Source organism: Citrobacter sp. Cpo032, assembly GCF_030332975.1.
Classification (GTDB): Bacteria; Pseudomonadota; Gammaproteobacteria; order Enterobacterales; family Enterobacteriaceae; genus Citrobacter; species Citrobacter portucalensis.
The window spans coordinates 1-15835 of record NZ_JAOWGU010000039.1 but is presented as its reverse complement, the minus strand read 5'-3'; the positions used below and the strand labels follow the sequence as shown (position 1 = coordinate 15835).

Here is a 15835-nt window from a genome sequence, read left to right as displayed (position 1 = left end):
GATAGTACCTCAGGTTGGCTTTCAGATTGCCCGGTCAAAAAAAGTATCTTTCCATTCATCAGGTCGCATACCATCCTGATAAATGGCATCGAATATTTTCAGGTTGTCCTCACTGCCGCTGAGAAGCCGGGTGAATTTACCCATCCCGGACAGATCCATTTTCGCCATCGCCACAAACGGGCGGGTTTCCCCGGCCCGCAGCGGTGTTTTCAGGATGACCATATAATGCTCGCCCGGATCCAGGCTCCTGACCGTGTCATAAACACTTTCCGGCACTTTCATTTTCTCCACGTAATCCGCATGGCTGGCTTTCGGGTTGGCGAGGAAAATCTGGGTACCGCACTGCTCAATAATCGCCGGGGCGATGGGGTGTCTGACGATTTCATCCGGTGACTGTGTTGCCGGAACGAAGATACCGTTCAGCTTTCGGATGACTTTCAGCATATTGAGGGAGAAGCGGGAAAATTCGACATCGGCCAGCCAGCGCCAGAACTCATCCATAAACATCACCAGGCGGCGACCATCCAGAAGACTGGTCACACGGTACAGCAGGTAAAAGGTCACGGGGCCGCGAATATCGTCATCATCCAGAAATTCGGTGCCGTCGATACCAAAGTTATCGACATCGCTGATGGTGAAAGTATCGGCCTCGTTATCAAACACCCAGCCGAACTCGCCCCCCTGCGCCCACTGTTTCAGGCGAATACGCAGCCCGTTGGTGCGGGCGTCTGTGGTCGGCGGCTCCGGCAGCACTTCCAGCAGCCGGGTGATCCCGTACCGGCGGTACTCCGGCGGATAGTCCAGCATGATGGTGTCCACGGCGGCACTGATCCGCTCCTCATCGCGCGGATCGAGCGGCTTACCGTTGCGGCGGCACAGCATGCGCACCAGCCGTTTGATGAAACTGATGTTCCGGCGGGTTGGCTCCAGCGCAAACGGGTTGAAGCCGGTGGGCTCGCCGGTATGGATGCGGAAATAACGCCCGCCCGCCTGGCGGATCGCCATCTCCGCCGCCCGGTCCTTATCGAAATACACCGTGGTCAGCCGTTTGATGGTGGCAGAAGGCGCAAACGACGCCGGGTTACGGTACTTCTGCATCAGTTGTTGCATAATGGTCATCAGCAGGGTTTTGCCGGATCCGGTTTTCCCGATAATCGCCGTATTCCCCGGCGTTTTCTCACCGGTGTCATCCCGCCCGGCCTGGCTGTCGTGCAGGTTCAGGTAATACCCGCCACCGCCGGGAGATGTGAGGATGGCGATGGCTTCCCCCCACGGATTACCGCTGCGTTTGTGGGGATGGAAGTTATGCAGGCAGGCTATATCGGCAAAATTCTGGCTGCTGACGGCCACCAGTCGGGGTCGCAGCGTATACACGCCCGGCAGTTGCGCCAGATACGCGGCGGGCAGTGACAGGGTGGAGAGCGTTGTCATAATACCAAGATCGGCGAAGGGCTGGGCCAGAACGTTAGTGTCCTTCACCACCTGTCCGGCACTGTCTGAGGAGATCAGCAGGGAAAAGTGGAATTTACCGCACGACACATGTCCGGACTGGAGCAGGTCGCGCAGGACAATCAGCTCTTCGCGCTGGGAAGTCGCGTCGTCGTCCGTGGAGTTAAGCCGTTTTTCCGCCAGACGGATATGATTCTGCGCCTCATCCCGTGCCATGCAGGTAAAGGACTGCGTCAGAACATACTCGCTTTCGGCGTACAGCAGCGCATCCAGCATACCGGTATGGGTTTCCGGGGAATAATCCTTAATCTCCAGGCTGCGGAAGAAACGGGAACCGCTGACCGTCTGGCATTCACCGGTGTCGGTGGTGAAAAAGACGTCTGGCGTACTGAGCGTTTCATAAAATGGTGAGCGCGTTACGGCCACCTTCTGCCACTGACCGGTAAGCAGACGATGGAAGAACGCCAGTTGTGAGGAATACACCCGCCCGTTTTCTTCATATATCCCCAGCGGCGTTGCCATATAGCGGGATAATGAAGATTCCAGTGCTTCGCGGTATTCCAGCATGATTTTGAGCGCGTCATCCAGTGCTGCCTGGCGTTTACTGTGCGACTGCGCTTTCATGGTTTTCTTCTCAATCTGAGAGAACGGCGCGTAGCAGACGGTGAAAAACAGCCGGTGCCGCCAGAACGGTTTGTCTTTTACCGGCTGGTAATACCGACGTGTTACCTCATCGGAAAAGGGAATACCCGAACAGGCTTCAAAAACATCATGGTATTTTTCACGGAGCCGGTGAATATAGAATGTTACCGGCAGACCCTCATACGAACGAATAACGTTATTCAGGTGCGTGGCCATCAGGGTCAGGTGATGTTCGTCTTCACATTCAAAGACTGTGCCGTCCAGCTCCCAGGTGGCAACCAAATCACGGTGACGGTTTCTGATGACGTAAGGGTGAATATGGGAGGAGTACGGAATATATTTATCCAGCGTAATACGCTCGTTTAATTTCATTTTCTGAATAAACTCCGAGACATCAACGTTATCGTACTGGTTTGCCAGCAGGGCATTCGCGCCAAAATGGGTATTGGTGAAAAGCCGCCCACGGGTTTTAAACGCCAGCCAGAGCAGACTGAAATAATGAATGTCCTTTCGGGTTTTATTTTTCATTTCCGCCCATGCAGGAATGAGCATAATCGCCAGGTAATAGCTGACATAGACTGCCAGCAGGACGATGGCCCCGCTGACGAGAACGAACGGCACCAGAGGAATACCCATAATGGCGGCAGGCCGCGTGAGTGCTTTATTCAGCGTAGCCATCGTTGCCTCCCTTATGACGCCCAGTAGGCACCGAAGCCGGACGCGCCGACGATCAGGATCGCGCCGATGATGATGTTACGCATGTCATGCAGGCTCTTGCCGTCGAACAGCACCTTGTAGCCCACCCACATAGTCGCCAGTGTGATGGTGACGGCGGCCAGTCCCAGCAGGCCGGTCGAGGTATTGCTCAGTGTTTCATTGGCCTTGTTAAAACCACTGTTCGCCGCCAGCACCGGGGCAGACAGCAGCACGGAAACAACAGCGGAGTAACGGCGTTTACGCATGATCATTTCTCCTCATCAGGGATAACAGGGATAGCGCCGCGAATGACGGAATCGGGATAATGCAGGGAAGTCAGGATCGGCGCAGTGGCACCGGCAGGCTCGCCGCGCAGCACAACGGCGGGATAACGGGCAGACGGTTGTGTGCTCGGGTCAGGGGCTCGCTGCCGGTCTTCCCGGGTGGACGGGACGACATAGCCAATGCGCTGTACGTAGCTGGTCTGGTTAAAGGCGGATTCCGGTCGCTGACCGGTTTCAAAGTTGCCGGAGTAGTAACAACTGAGCGCTCGTTTCAGAGTGCTACCGCGCCGGTAACAGTCGGCGAGAATGCGCTCAAATACCGACAGATTGATGCAAGGGTTAAGTAAGTCGCTGGCCGTGACGCCGTAATGGCGGAAATTGGTGCTGGTGATTTGCATCAGGCCGACCGAATAGCGTCGGCCTTGCGCCGCCAGCCGTCCGGTGAGGCTCATCGCCTCATCATGGCTTGCGGGAAAATGTGAAATCACACCTTTGCCGCCCGGCACGATTTCAGCAATGGCGTAAGGGTGAAAACCGGATTCGACCCGTGCCACATCAAGTGCCGTGGACGGGTGAACACTGGTGGCGCACTGCGTCGCCAGCGCCAGAAAGGCTGTGGTGGAAAGCATAGTGGCCTCGTAACCGTGGGTCCGGCAGCGTATACAAAAACACGTTACCGGGGAGAAGGACAAAAGCGGGTTAAACGGCTGCGGCATCCTGTGAAATGTCACTCTCTTCTCTCGGTTCAAGCAGTACCAGCCTGCCTGAAACCGCAATACCGGGGATCAGCACGATATTCAGGCCAGGCTTACCGTTATGTGCGAAGGCCACACCAACCCTGGTCCAGTACGTGTTTTTCTCGCCCTGTGCATCGGGCTGACTTCCCTGAGTGATAAAGACGTGATAATTGGGTTTTCTCATGGTATTTCCTTTAATAAAATAGCCGTGAAAGCAATAAAAAGGTCACATCCCGGTTCTGCATTCCGGTTTTAACGGGTCAGCGAGAACATTCAGCGGCACCCTGAATTGTGGTTACGTGACAGCCCGATCCAATTTGTTAAAGAACAATCCCCGGCCTGGACGAATGAACGTCCATCAGGGCAACCATGTTGTTATGGCATTTTCAGAATCAGATATTCAGTGCGGGATATAAACGATAAATTCAAAACAAAAATAAGAGAGATAAACTGGCGAGGATTATCAGATGCGGAAAGAGGGAGAAGGATGCAGAACAGATAATAAAGAAGGCATTCTATTTTAATGGAAACAGAAAGACGTGCAGAGAAATAATATCCCCGAACGTCTTTATCGCTATTATTAGCGTCTGCGATGCTCAAGTTGTTCCTGACATTCTGTACAGGTGGTTATGCCCGGCAGAGTCTGCCGTCGTTTTTCAGGAATAGGTTTACCACATATACGACAGTGAAATAATGATCGTGTTGAACCCGGCTTAAAACGGTTCTGCTCAATCATCTCCTCCAGTCGCTGTTCATTAAATTCCTGATCGCGGTCGATCTCATCCGGCATGGAGAGTCCTCCTGCCAGTAGCGGCTTCCTGTTCGCACAGTGCGATACGTTTCCAGACCGTGGTGAGTGACAGCGCTTCGGCCTCTGGCTGCAGGATTTCCGTCACCTGCATCATGGTGATCAGTGCATCGGGCGATTCAAGGTTTTCTACCCTGCGCTGCTGCCATTGCAACCAGATAGCCACATCTGTCTTTTCATCCGGTTCAGGCGTTCGGCCATACGGCACGCTGACACCCAGCAACCGACGGCGAAGGCAGACTTCATTGGAGGTGAGACCAAAATAGTGGTTCATCAGTGCGATGGAGCCGCCCAGTCGTATGGCCCGGTCAATTAGTTGTCGGCGCTGTTCTTCCTGACCAGAATGGGCCAGCAACTGGTGCAGAACATCGTGGCGTAGCGAGACTGCGATAAAAGGCGCGGCTGCTCGGCTCAGCGTAAAGAGTGCATCTGGCGAGAGCTGGCTGAGGGCATTCATTTCGTCAAATGTGAAACCGAGATCTTCACAGTGACGAATATTGCCTTCATTAAGCGCCTGCAGGGCATTGGTGAGTACGGCGTAATTTAGTGAAGGGATCATAATATGTATTCCGTATATTTTTTTCAACAGGCAAGATAGATGCAGAAATATCTGGGTATATAGCCTGTTGGAGGGTATTTAGTTGAATCAGTTGCTTTAATTCGCCTTCCCTTGACCGCGTTTAGCGCCGGGACAATTTAATATTGATCCATTCGTCAATTTCTGATTCCAGCCAGGCCACACTGGCTGGTCCGATTTTTATTGAACGAGGAAATGTACCCTCTTTCATATACAGATAGATTTGTGAACGTTTCAAGCCGGTTTTTTCTTCAACCTTTTTTAAGCGTAATAACTGATGTGATGTCATGATTGTCTCCTGTAGCAAAACAAACATTGGTATGCCTGGAGATAATAAAAAAGCATAACGGAAGGAGAAGTGGTAGTGGTAAACCCCGTATTACGGGGTTTAATAAACTAAATACGGGATCATATTGTTGACAGATAAACACAATATCAATTTAATAAGGATGAGGACGGAGGGGAGCCACGCTCTAGTGCTGTTTTTAAAGTATCACCGCTTAGACGGTCAGTGATACCATCAGCTGCCGCCCATTCTTCAAAAATTGTCAATAATTTATAGGGTTGTTTTATTAATGGACTGATAACATCATTGTGCCTACAAGCGAGCCAAAATAACCTTGACAAGGGTGTGGATATTCTAGTTGAAGAGGGGAGGGATTTCTCTGTAACCTGGGTGCTAATTAGTTTCTCAATCTCTGAGTAACGAATAACAAAGCAGGAATCCTGAGGCAAATTATAGAGGGGGAAATATTCTTGCTTTGTATTTTGATTTATCGTTCCCTCTGAAGAAATTCTCTCCATAATATCAAACGCCAGATCTGTTGGTAGGTTTTTTATTTGATGTTCAATTCTACACTTCCAGGTTGTTTTTTCAAACAGCTGAAAAACTTCATTGGACATAGTAACAGTGATGCCATAATTTACCGTGTTTTTCCCAATAATTGGTAATGGTATATTCAATGAGCATGCGAGAAATCGCTTTATTAAAATACATTCAAACCCAATAAGTGATGTATCAATAATATTTTGTGTGGAGTGGACGTATCTGCCCTCAGTACTGAAAATTGAGTCCCATCCATTAATAAAGCTATTTTTTTCTAGCAGACATAAACGATGAATCAATGTCCCTCTAGCTGGATGCATTTTTACTTTTTGAAATGCATATTTTATTTTTCGCAGAATAATTGGAGATTGAAAGTATATGGCGAGATTAATTTTATTATATAATGCATAACGGTAAATATCACTCTCTTTGATTCTTTCGTTGCTCTCTGTATTAATTATGTTAACGGCTTCTTGTATGGTTACCCAGTCAGGTTTCGGAAGCGAACCGTTTATGATCTCGCTGCTTTTCAACATGAAAAACTCCTTTTACATATTTTTCTATGCAAAACTTAAATTACGATTCACTGTTTCATTATTCATGAATATTATCGATAATGTACAAATGAACCCTATTTTATAAAGTAAAGAGTTTAAAAATAAAATTGTTAAACTAGTTTTTAGTTCGCTATGAAATTTTCTCTCGTAACTATGGATGAGGAGACAATTTCCTGAGAGCATAATGAAGGATGAACTGAATAATATTAAGACTAACGAAGATAAAACTCTATGAATAAAATATCGAGCCGAAATAATAAAGAGTAGTAGTACAAGATCTTTATGGCGAAAATTTTCATATTTTCGTTTGTAGGATCCCTGTTGAGAGAATTCAATAGTAATCCAATCTTTTATGTTGCAAGGGTTATGTTTGAGGCAGTTGCTTGAGCGCTGCTTTGGCTCATAGATGCTTCCTGGTGCTGGTAGAGAAATTGCCTCCCAGTGCTCCATTAGTTCTGAAAACCTTACTACTCCGATCATGCTAACGTCTCCTGACTAAAACGAACGGTACGGTTCGATTTGATCAGGATAGACAAAATTTCTGTCAAGAGGCAAGTTAGGGCGCTAACTAAATTTAGTCGCCTGGAGTTATAGAGAAGAACGATTCGGAAAATGTAATCCACTTGATGGTAGTGTTCCATATAATAATATGGAACAAATTGATAATATTATAAACTCCTGAGCATCTTCTAATTTCTTTAAAACTGGAGATTATAATTATCCTTTACGAAAGGCTAATAAAAAGGCATTGACCGCATCCTTTGCCCATTGATCACGCTGTGCAGCAGAAGTGGAAGATTTTGGATGCATTAAGCACTGTATTTGAGGCTCACCGCGTACCATATTCACGAATAAGGAAGCAACTGCATTTCGCCCAATACCACCTAACGAGATTTCTCCTTTAGATTCAGCTTGTTGTAGTATTTCTTCAACAATGTTATTTATCTTTTCTGGACCTGCTAAATAGAAACGTCTACCTAATTCAGGAAAACGCGGTGCTTCAGAAGCTACAACACGGTAGAGAGCGAGGCCATTTTCCGAAAGCACAATATCCAGATACGTTCGGGCTATTTTAAATAATTTATCATAAATATCTTTTCCCGAAATTTTAATTTTATGTACTTTTTGAAGAAAACGCTCACATTCTATTTCAATCACTGCTGTAAATAATGCTTCTTTATTTGGATAATATGCATATACGGTTGATTTTGAGACTCCGGCAGCCTGTTGGATCATATCTGTTGATGCTGCTGCATAGCCTCTTTCCAGAAAAATAGCTTTTGCTCCTTCAAGCACGCGTTGTGCTTTTTCAGGTAAGTTACTAACTATATCATTAGAAAGTATTTTATTTTTTCTTCTAGTGTCAATTGAGGTCTTTGTTGATACCGACATCTGCACTTCCTTATCCGGAATAAAGCTTGATCTTACCATAAGATGAAACTCGAAATCATATCGTTCAGGCCTGAGTGCTACTCACGTATTTTTGCGACGTAGTTGAGTGAAATTTGGTCTTGACTGTACCGAACCGATCGGTTTACTTTGTTCGCCGTAAACTAGAATAAACAGGGCGATCAAGAATGAGGTGTGTGTCAGGTTACAGATTTGCACATGGGACGAAGTCAGTAAGGTACCGTCCGCATTATCTGAAAGGATGTGTTATCTCCGTGCTCAGTCTTGCTTTGGGGTCATGTGCTGCGATCCCCGATCTGGGAACTGCTCCTCAGCCGGAGCAGGCTGCGGCGCTGATTTCACAACGCAGTTTTTCCGCTCCGCATGCTGACTGGCCGCAGGAAAAATGGTGGATGGCCTTCGGCGATACGCAGCTTAACCAGCTGATGAGTGAAGCCACCGCGCATTCACCTTCTCTGGCACAGGCAGAAGCCCGGGTGCGTGAAGCCACGGCCAGAACCGGTGTCGCCCGTTCCCGGTTATACCCGTCAATGGACGCCAGCGCGTCCATTGATAAAGAGAAGCTCAGCTACAACTACATCTACCCTAAAACAGCCGTGCCGCACGGATGGAATGATATGGGGCAGGCCAGCCTCAACTTTAGCTGGGAACTGGATTTCTGGGGTAAAAACCGGGATGCGCTGCGTGCCGCGACATCCGAAGCCAGCGCTGCTGAGGCAGATGCCGCCGCCGCGAAACTGATGCTGACGACGATGCTCGCGGACGCTTATATCCGTCTGCAGTACCAGTATGACAGTCGTGACATTGCGGCCCGACAACTGCGTAACCGGACGGATACCGTCAGGCTGGTGCAGTTACGCCATGCTCAGGGACTTGATTCCAGAGTCTCCGTGGAAGAAAGCGGTGCCCGGCTGGATGTCGCCAGAGCGGCGCTGGCTGAAGCCGATGAGCAAATCAAATTAACCCAAAACGGCATCGCGGCTTTACTGGGCCGGGGGCCGGACAGAGGGCTGGATATCCTCAGACCCCGGTTGCAGATGCGCCGCCCTGTCGGGTTACCTGATGCGCTGAACGCAAACCTGCTCGGACGCAATCCGGAAGTGGTGGCCGCACGGTGGCGGGTTGAAGCCGCCGCCAGCAATATCGGTGTTGCCAGAGCGCAGTTTTACCCGAACGTGAACCTGATGGCCTTCGTCGGATACCAGTCACTGGGGCTGAATAACCTGTTCAGCTCGGGCTCTGATATCGGGAGCGTCGGACCTGCCATCAGCTTACCCCTTTTTGAAGGCGGGCGTTTACGCGCCAACTATAAAGGTGCGAGAGCGGAATATGAATATGCGGTGGCGTCGTATAACGAGGCGCTGACACAGGCATTACGTGAAACTGCTGATGTTACACGGAGCCTTGCTGCTCTGGTGGGCAGGTCAGAAGCAACCGCATCTGCTTTGTCCCACAGCGAGGAAGCTTATCATCTGGCAAAAGCCCGGTATCAGGGGGGGCTGGCCGATTATCAGGAAGTTCTCATTTCTGAAGATGCGTTACTCCAGGCTGAGCTGGCGAATACAGCCATGCATTCCCGGGGTTATGTCTTGGATGTGTCACTCGTCAAGGCCCTTGGGGGCGGATTTGAATCCAGTTCAACATTTGATGCGCAGGTGAAACCGTAATGACTGAAGATAAAGATAAAAACGGCCCACAGGATATGGACAGGGCTCCGGATAACACGAATGCAAAACCGGATAGCGGTGATAAAAAAAAGCATCGCCGTAAATTATTCGCTTTGTTTGGTGGCGTCCTGATTCTTATCGCCATCGGTTATGCCATCTGGCTGATTTTCTTTGCCGGTAAATCCGTCTCAACGGATAACGCCTATACCGCTGCCGAAGTCGCAGACGTCACGCCGCTTGTCGGCGGACCGGTGAAGAAAGTAAATGTGGTCAACACGCAGCTTGTGCATGCCGGTGATGTACTGGTCGTGCTTGATGAGACGGACGCCAGAATTGCGGTGTCACAGGCTGAAGCTGAGCTTGGCAGCGCCCGGCGGAAGGTGATGCAGATTATGGCCAATGACACCGCTCTGGGCGGACAGCTTGATTCGCGTGAAGCAGGTATTCAGAGCGCCGAACATGATGTGGCGAGGGCACGAGCCCGGTTTGATAAGGCCACCCTTGATGAGCGACGTCGCCGGAATCTGGTGAAAGCCGGGGCCGTATCTGAGCAGGATTTTACGGATGCGCAGACAGAATTACGGGAGGCAACGGCCGCGCTGGGAGAAGCGGAAGCCAGTCTGAAAGCTGCTCGCGCTGGCAGTGTCGAAGCAAAAGGATCCCGGCAGGCGAACGAGGCCCTGTTTCTGAACAGTACCGTTGAAACTAACCCCATTGTGGTGGCGGCCAGAACCCGTCTCGATCAGGCCCGTATAAACCTGGCGCGTATGGTTATCCGGGCCCCGGTGGATGGAGTGGTAACACAGCGCTCAGTGGATATCGGGCAGCATGTTCAGGCTGGAAACCGGCTGATGCGGGTTGTGCCCATCGAGGATATTTATGTTGATGCGAATTTCAAGGAAGGTCAGCTCAGCGACGTCAGACCGGGCCAGAAGGTAGAGCTGACTTCAGACCTGTACGGCAGCGGTGTTGTTTATCACGGCGTGGTTCAGGGATTTGACGGAGGCTCCGGTTCCGCGCTTTCACTGATACCGGCGCAGAATGCCACGGGTAACTGGATTAAGGTCGTGCAGCGACTGCCGGTGCGTGTTCGTCTGGAGCGGGAAGAACTGCGTAAAAATCCTCTGCGCATCGGGCTGTCCATGGAAGTGACGGTGGACCTGACATCGAATGCCAGAGATGACCACACGGAGAAATAAGGTATGTCTGGTTCAGCATTTCCACCTCTGTCCGGATTCAAACTGGTTGTTGCGGCAATCGTGCTCTCGCTCGGGAATTTTATGGTGGTACTCGATACCACCATTACTAACGTCGCGATGCCCACAATATCCGGTTACCTGGGCGTGTCGACAACAGAAGGAATCTGGATCATCACCGCCTATGCGGTGGCTGAAGCCATCACGGTGCCGCTGACCGGCTGGCTGGCGATGCAGTTCGGTCAGGTGCGCGTATTCCTTTTTTCTGTTGTTGCATTTGTGATTTTTTCTGTCTGCTGCGGTCTTTCCTGGTCACTACCGAGCCTGGCCATTTTCCGTGTGCTGCAGGGGCTTGCCGGTGGCCCGCTGATCCCGCTTTCTTCCACGTTGCTGCTTGCAGCCTTCCCGAAGAAACAGGCCAACATTGCCGTGGCGCTCTGGGGAATGATGACGGTAGTAGCGCCTATATTCGGTCCGATACTGGGTGGGCTTATCTCGGATAACTGGAGCTGGCAGTGGGTATTTTACATCAATATCGGCTTTGGTCTGATTGTGGGGTTTGGGACCTGGTGGGTGCTGAAGGGGAAAGAAACACATATCAGCCGTTCCCGGCTGGACAGCGTGGGGCTGGGTCTGCTCGTCATCTTTGTGGCAGCCTTTCAGATCATGCTGGATAAAGGACGTGAACTGGACTGGTTTTCCTCGGATATTATCATTGTCTGCGCCATTGTGGCCGCTATTGCCCTGATCTCGCTGATTATCTGGGAGCTCACCGCTGAGCAACCGGTGCTGGATCTGAGCGTATTTAAGTCACGTAACTGGGTGGTATCTACCGTCACGCTCTGTCTGATGTTCGGTATTTTCTTCGGGAATATCGTGCTGACCCCCCTCTGGTTACAGCAATGGATGGGATACACGGCAACCTGGGCCGGGTATGCGACGGGCCCCATGGGGATCCTGGCCGTCCTGAGCTCGCCCATAATTGGTCGTCTGCTGCCGAAGGTCGATCCCCGTCTGCTGGTGAGCTATGGCATGGGGGTACTGGCGGTCTCCTTTGTGATGCGTGCCCTGCTGACGTCGCAGGCTGACTTTATGTCAGTTGCCGTTCCCATGTTCGTTCTGGGGGCCGGAGTTCCCGCCTGCCTTATCACGCTCACCTCGCTGGGCGTGTCCGAACTGCCGCCGGAGAAAGTGGCAGCCGGTTCCGGGCTGCAGAACTTCCTGCGTGTCATGTGCATGGCGGTAGGCTCTTCCCTGACCCAGACCTACTGGGAACATATGACAAAATTTAACCGAGCGGAGCTGGTGACGGCAATCAATCCTGACGTGCCAGGGATTGTCAGCAACACGCTGGGCGCGGCCGGTATTCCGACAGACACGTCAGCGGCTCTGTTTTCGAGAATGATCGACAGTCAGGCCATCATGCTGGCAACGAACGATTTCTATCAGTCGGCCACCGTTCTGATGCTGGGGTCCATAGGCATTATCTGGCTAATCAAAAAACCGAAAGGACCGCTTCAGAAGATGTCGGGCCATTAAATAACAGGAATGGCGGTAGCGGGAATGAGAAGGGCAGAGTATCTCCCCGTGAAAAGGTTTCATTATTTATTGCCGGTCTGCAAGTCCGTGAAATGAGGTTGTCCCATGCGATATCATAAATATAAGACCATTGTGAAGTGCCTGCCGGTAATAACAGGGACGTTATTACTAAGCGGATGTCATGCTGTTTTACTTGATCCCAAAGGGCAAATCGCTATTGAACAACGGGCGCTAATCATTACGGCTTTTTGTCTGATGTTAGTGGTCGTTATTCCCGTGGTTCTGATGGCAGTTGTGTTTACCTGGAAATACCGGACCACGAATACCACGGCGAAATATACGCCTGACTGGTCCCACTCCAATAAAGTGGAGGCGGTGGTCTGGACGGTGCCCGTCCTGATTATTCTGTTTCTGGCCGTGCTGACATGGAAGTCCACCCATGCGCTTGACCCATCCAGGCCACTGACCTCTGCGGTGAAACCCATCGATATCGAAGTCATCTCCCTGGACTGGAAATGGTTGTTTATTTATCCCCAACAGGGCATTGCCACCGTCAATCAGATTGTATTCCCGGTAAATACCCCCTTGAATTTGCGTATTACATCCAATTCCGTGATGAATGGCTTTTTTATTCCGGCACTCGGCAGCCAGATTTATGCGATGCCGGGCATGCAGACCCGGCTGCATCTGATCGCCGGTGAAACGGGAACCTTCAACGGAATCTCGTCCAGTTACAGCGGCAGGGGCTTTTCCGGCATGAAATTTAAAGCGACTGCCGTACCGGATAATACCGCGTTTGAACAGTGGATCGCTGATGTGAAGAAATCACCGGATATGCTGCTCGGTCCGGCTGATTTTGAAAAACTGGCTGAGCCTGACGAAAACCACCCGGTTGAATTCTTCTCTGTCATCGATCCGACGTTGTTCAGATACGTGACTGAAAAATTTAAAGCACACGATCACGATAAGGAGACGGGAATGACTGGGTCAGAGCCGGAACAACACCTCTCACACAGAGCGCGGGGAAATTAATTATGCTCACAGGAAAACTGACGCTGGATGCCATACCTGAGGACCCGATTGTCAGGGTAACGATCGTTGCTATTCTGATACTTGGTGTGGCAATTGTTGCCGCCATCACATATTACGGTAAGTGGAAATATTTATGGTCCGAATGGCTGACCTCCGTTGACCATAAAAAGCTCGGGATCATGTACATCATCGTCGCGTTCGTGATGTTACTGCGCGGCTTTTCCGATGCAATCATGATGCGCAGCCAGCAGGTACTGGCCTCATCCGGAGTGGAAGGGGCGGGGTATCTGCCGCCCTGGCACTACGATCAAATTTTTACGGGTCACGGTGTAATCATGATTTTTTTCGTGGCGATGCCTTTCGTTATCGGCCTGATGAATATTGTGGTGCCCCTGCAGATTGGCGCGCGTGATGTGGCTTTTCCTTTCCTGAACAACCTGAGTTTCTGGTTAACGGTGGTAGGCGTGGTGCTGGTTAATCTCTGCCTGGGAGTGGGGGAGTTTGCGACCACCGGCTGGCTGGCATATCCGCCGCTTTCGGAGTTAGCGTACAGTCCCGGTGTCGGGGTGGATTACTGGATATGGACACTCCAGCTGTCGGGGATCGGGACCACACTGACCGGGATTAACTTCTTCGTCACCATACTGAAAATGCGTGCACCGGGTATGACGATGTTTAAGATGCCGGTGTTCACCTGGGCGTCGTTGTGTACCAACGTGCTGATTATCGCTTCTTTCCCTGTGCTGACCGTCACGCTGACATTGCTGACCCTTGACCGCTATCTGGGCTTCCATTTCTTCACCAATGATATGGGCGGCAACATGATGATGTACGTCAACCTGATTTGGGCGTGGGGCCATCCGGAAGTGTATATCCTGGTGTTGCCGGTCTTCGGGGTCTACTCGGAAGTGGTGGCAACCTTTTCCAGGAAACGTCTGTTCGGTTATACCTCGCTGGTGTGGGCAACTGTCGCCATCACTTTGCTTTCCTTCCTGGTATGGCTGCATCACTTCTTCACCATGGGAGCCGGTGCGAACGTTAACGCCTTCTTCGGGATCATGACGATGATTATCGCTATCCCGACTGGTGTGAAAATCTTCAACTGGTTGTTCACCATGTATCAGGGGCGCATTCAGATGCACTCCGCTATGTTATGGACGGTAGGTTTTATTGTCACCTTTTCTATAGGGGGTATGACCGGCGTCCTGCTGGCCGTGCCGGGAGCTGACTTTGTCCTGCACAACAGCCTGTTCCTGATTGCCCACTTCCATAATGTCATTATCGGCGGAGTGGTGTTCGGCAGTATGGCTGGTGTGTCCTACTGGTTCCCGAAAGCGACGGGGTTCACCCTGAATGAAAAATGGAACAAGAGGGCGTTCTGGTTCTGGATCATCGGATTTTATGTGGCGTTTATGCCGCTCTATGTGCTGGGGTTCATGGGGATGACCCGCCGCTTGAGTCAGAATATTGACCCCCAGTTCCATCCCCTGCTGGTCGTGGCAGCCAGCGGTGCTGCGCTGATAGCCTGCGGGATACTGTGCCAGGTCATTATGTTCTGGGTGTCGGTGCGCGACCGCCACGAAAACCGGGATATGACCGGCGACCCGTGGGGCGGACGGACACTGGAGTGGTCCACCTCTTCCCCGCCGCCATTCTATAACTTTGCTGAAGTGCCTTTTTGATGCGCCGCGCGATAAATGCGCCCATTTCCGTGAGATAAATGGCATCGCTGCGGCGTTTCATTATTTGCAAAAGAATTACAATCCTACCGCGTCATTCTTCCTCTGACCATCTACCGGAAAGTACCGGTACAGCGTCGATAACCCCACACCGTAAATAATGGCCAGTTGCTGCCGGGTATGCCCCTTAACCAATAGCCTTGCAATCTGTTCCCGCTCATGCGGTTTTAATGCGTTGGGCCTTCCACCGATGCGCCCTTGTGCTCTGGCTGCTGCCAGCCCGGCCAGTGTCCGTTCGACAATTAGCTCGCGCTCCATCTCTGCCAATGCCGACATCACGTGGAAAAAGAAGCGCCCCATGGCGGTGCTGGTATCAATACTGTCTGTTAAAGAGCGGAAGTGGGCACCGCGTTCATGTAACTCTGATATGAGTGCGATCAGGTTCTTAACGCTGCGTCCTAGCCTATCCAGTTTCCACACTACCAAGGTGTCTCCGCTATTAACGCACTTTAAAGCGCGTTTAAGACCCGGACGACTGGCAACTTTTCCGCTCATACGGTCTTCAAAAATTCGGTCACAGTTTGCGCTTATGAGTGCATTACGCTGTAAATCGCTGTTCTGGTCGATTGTTGATACGCGGATATAACCAATAACGGCCATCAATTTTCCTCCTCTACATCATGGTGGGAGGATTTTTGCAGATTTCGCTATGTGTAACTGCTTTTCCAAAAACCTT

Annotated in this window: 14 protein-coding genes and 1 pseudogene; 5 read left to right on the top strand and 10 right to left on the bottom strand. The window is 50.8% G+C overall.

Annotation, left to right across the window (positions count from 1 at the left end):
• Positions 1-21: 21 nt before the first annotated feature.
• From OGY33_RS09220 to OGY33_RS09180, 9 genes are all read right to left on the bottom strand, one after another.
• Positions 22-2769 carry a VirB4 family type IV secretion/conjugal transfer ATPase gene (locus OGY33_RS09220; RefSeq protein WP_050310701.1) on the bottom strand — a complete coding sequence of 916 codons (2748 nt, stop codon included), beginning with the start codon at positions 2767-2769 and terminating at the stop codon, positions 22-24.
• A gap of 11 nt (positions 2770-2780) precedes the next feature.
• Positions 2781-3059 carry a TrbC/VirB2 family protein gene (locus tag OGY33_RS09215; RefSeq protein ID WP_003036389.1) on the bottom strand — a complete coding sequence of 93 codons (279 nt, stop codon included), beginning with the start codon at positions 3057-3059 and terminating at the stop codon, positions 2781-2783.
• Positions 3056-3700 carry a lytic transglycosylase domain-containing protein gene (locus OGY33_RS09210; RefSeq protein WP_003036391.1) on the bottom strand — a complete coding sequence of 215 codons (645 nt, stop codon included), beginning with the start codon at positions 3698-3700 and terminating at the stop codon, positions 3056-3058. The genes OGY33_RS09215 and OGY33_RS09210 overlap by 4 nt, the downstream gene beginning before the upstream one ends.
• A 70-nt stretch (positions 3701-3770) precedes the next feature.
• Positions 3771-3992: a hypothetical protein gene (locus tag OGY33_RS09205; protein ID WP_050310702.1), complete on the bottom strand. Its 222-nt coding sequence runs from the start codon at positions 3990-3992 to the stop codon at positions 3771-3773.
• Positions 3993-4388: 396 nt separating this feature from the next.
• Positions 4389-4598 carry a TraR/DksA family transcriptional regulator gene (locus tag OGY33_RS09200; protein WP_050310705.1) on the bottom strand — a complete coding sequence of 70 codons (210 nt, stop codon included), beginning with the start codon at positions 4596-4598 and terminating at the stop codon, positions 4389-4391.
• Complete coding sequence (locus tag OGY33_RS09195) at positions 4588-5175, bottom strand: DUF2857 domain-containing protein (protein ID WP_003036399.1); 588 nt, start codon at positions 5173-5175, stop codon at positions 4588-4590. The genes OGY33_RS09200 and OGY33_RS09195 overlap by 11 nt, the downstream gene beginning before the upstream one ends.
• 121 nt (positions 5176-5296) lie before the next feature.
• Positions 5297-5482, bottom strand: a complete 186-nt coding sequence (locus OGY33_RS09190; RefSeq protein WP_003036401.1) for an AlpA family transcriptional regulator — start codon at positions 5480-5482, stop codon at positions 5297-5299.
• Positions 5483-5628: 146 nt separating this feature from the next.
• Positions 5629-6555 (bottom strand): hypothetical protein, encoded by a 927-nt coding sequence (locus OGY33_RS09185; RefSeq protein WP_050310707.1) that lies wholly within the window; start codon positions 6553-6555, stop codon positions 5629-5631.
• 738 nt (positions 6556-7293) lie between these two features.
• A complete protein-coding gene (locus tag OGY33_RS09180) occupies positions 7294-7968 on the bottom strand; it encodes a TetR/AcrR family transcriptional regulator (RefSeq protein WP_077266344.1) in 675 nt (224 codons plus the stop codon).
• A gap of 272 nt (positions 7969-8240) precedes the next feature.
• Here OGY33_RS09180 and OGY33_RS09175 point away from each other — a divergent pair, with 272 nt between their 5' ends.
• From OGY33_RS09175 to cyoB, 5 genes and pseudogenes are all read left to right on the top strand, one after another.
• Complete coding sequence (locus tag OGY33_RS09175; RefSeq protein WP_003036410.1) at positions 8241-9653, top strand: efflux transporter outer membrane subunit; 1413 nt, start codon at positions 8241-8243, stop codon at positions 9651-9653.
• Positions 9653-10852: an HlyD family secretion protein gene (locus OGY33_RS09170; RefSeq protein WP_050310708.1), complete on the top strand. Its 1200-nt coding sequence runs from the start codon at positions 9653-9655 to the stop codon at positions 10850-10852. Before OGY33_RS09175 ends, OGY33_RS09170 begins: the two co-directional genes overlap by 1 nt.
• Before the next feature lie 3 nt (positions 10853-10855).
• Positions 10856-12388, top strand: a complete 1533-nt coding sequence (locus tag OGY33_RS09165) for a DHA2 family efflux MFS transporter permease subunit (RefSeq protein WP_023137328.1) — start codon at positions 10856-10858, stop codon at positions 12386-12388.
• A gap of 105 nt (positions 12389-12493) precedes the next feature.
• On the top strand, positions 12494-13420 hold the full coding sequence (cyoA, locus tag OGY33_RS09160) for a ubiquinol oxidase subunit II (RefSeq protein ID WP_023137327.1): 927 nt from the start codon (positions 12494-12496) through the stop codon (positions 13418-13420).
• Positions 13421-13422: 2 nt separating this feature from the next.
• Positions 13423-15096: pseudogene (cyoB, locus tag OGY33_RS09155) on the top strand (cytochrome o ubiquinol oxidase subunit I); the annotation flags it as partial.
• Between the two features lie 81 nt (positions 15097-15177).
• Here the strand turns inward: cyoB and OGY33_RS09150 are convergent.
• Entirely contained in the window at positions 15178-15759 is a 582-nt protein-coding gene (locus OGY33_RS09150) for a recombinase family protein (RefSeq protein WP_057069777.1), read from the bottom strand.
• Positions 15760-15835: the final 76 nt, after the last annotated feature.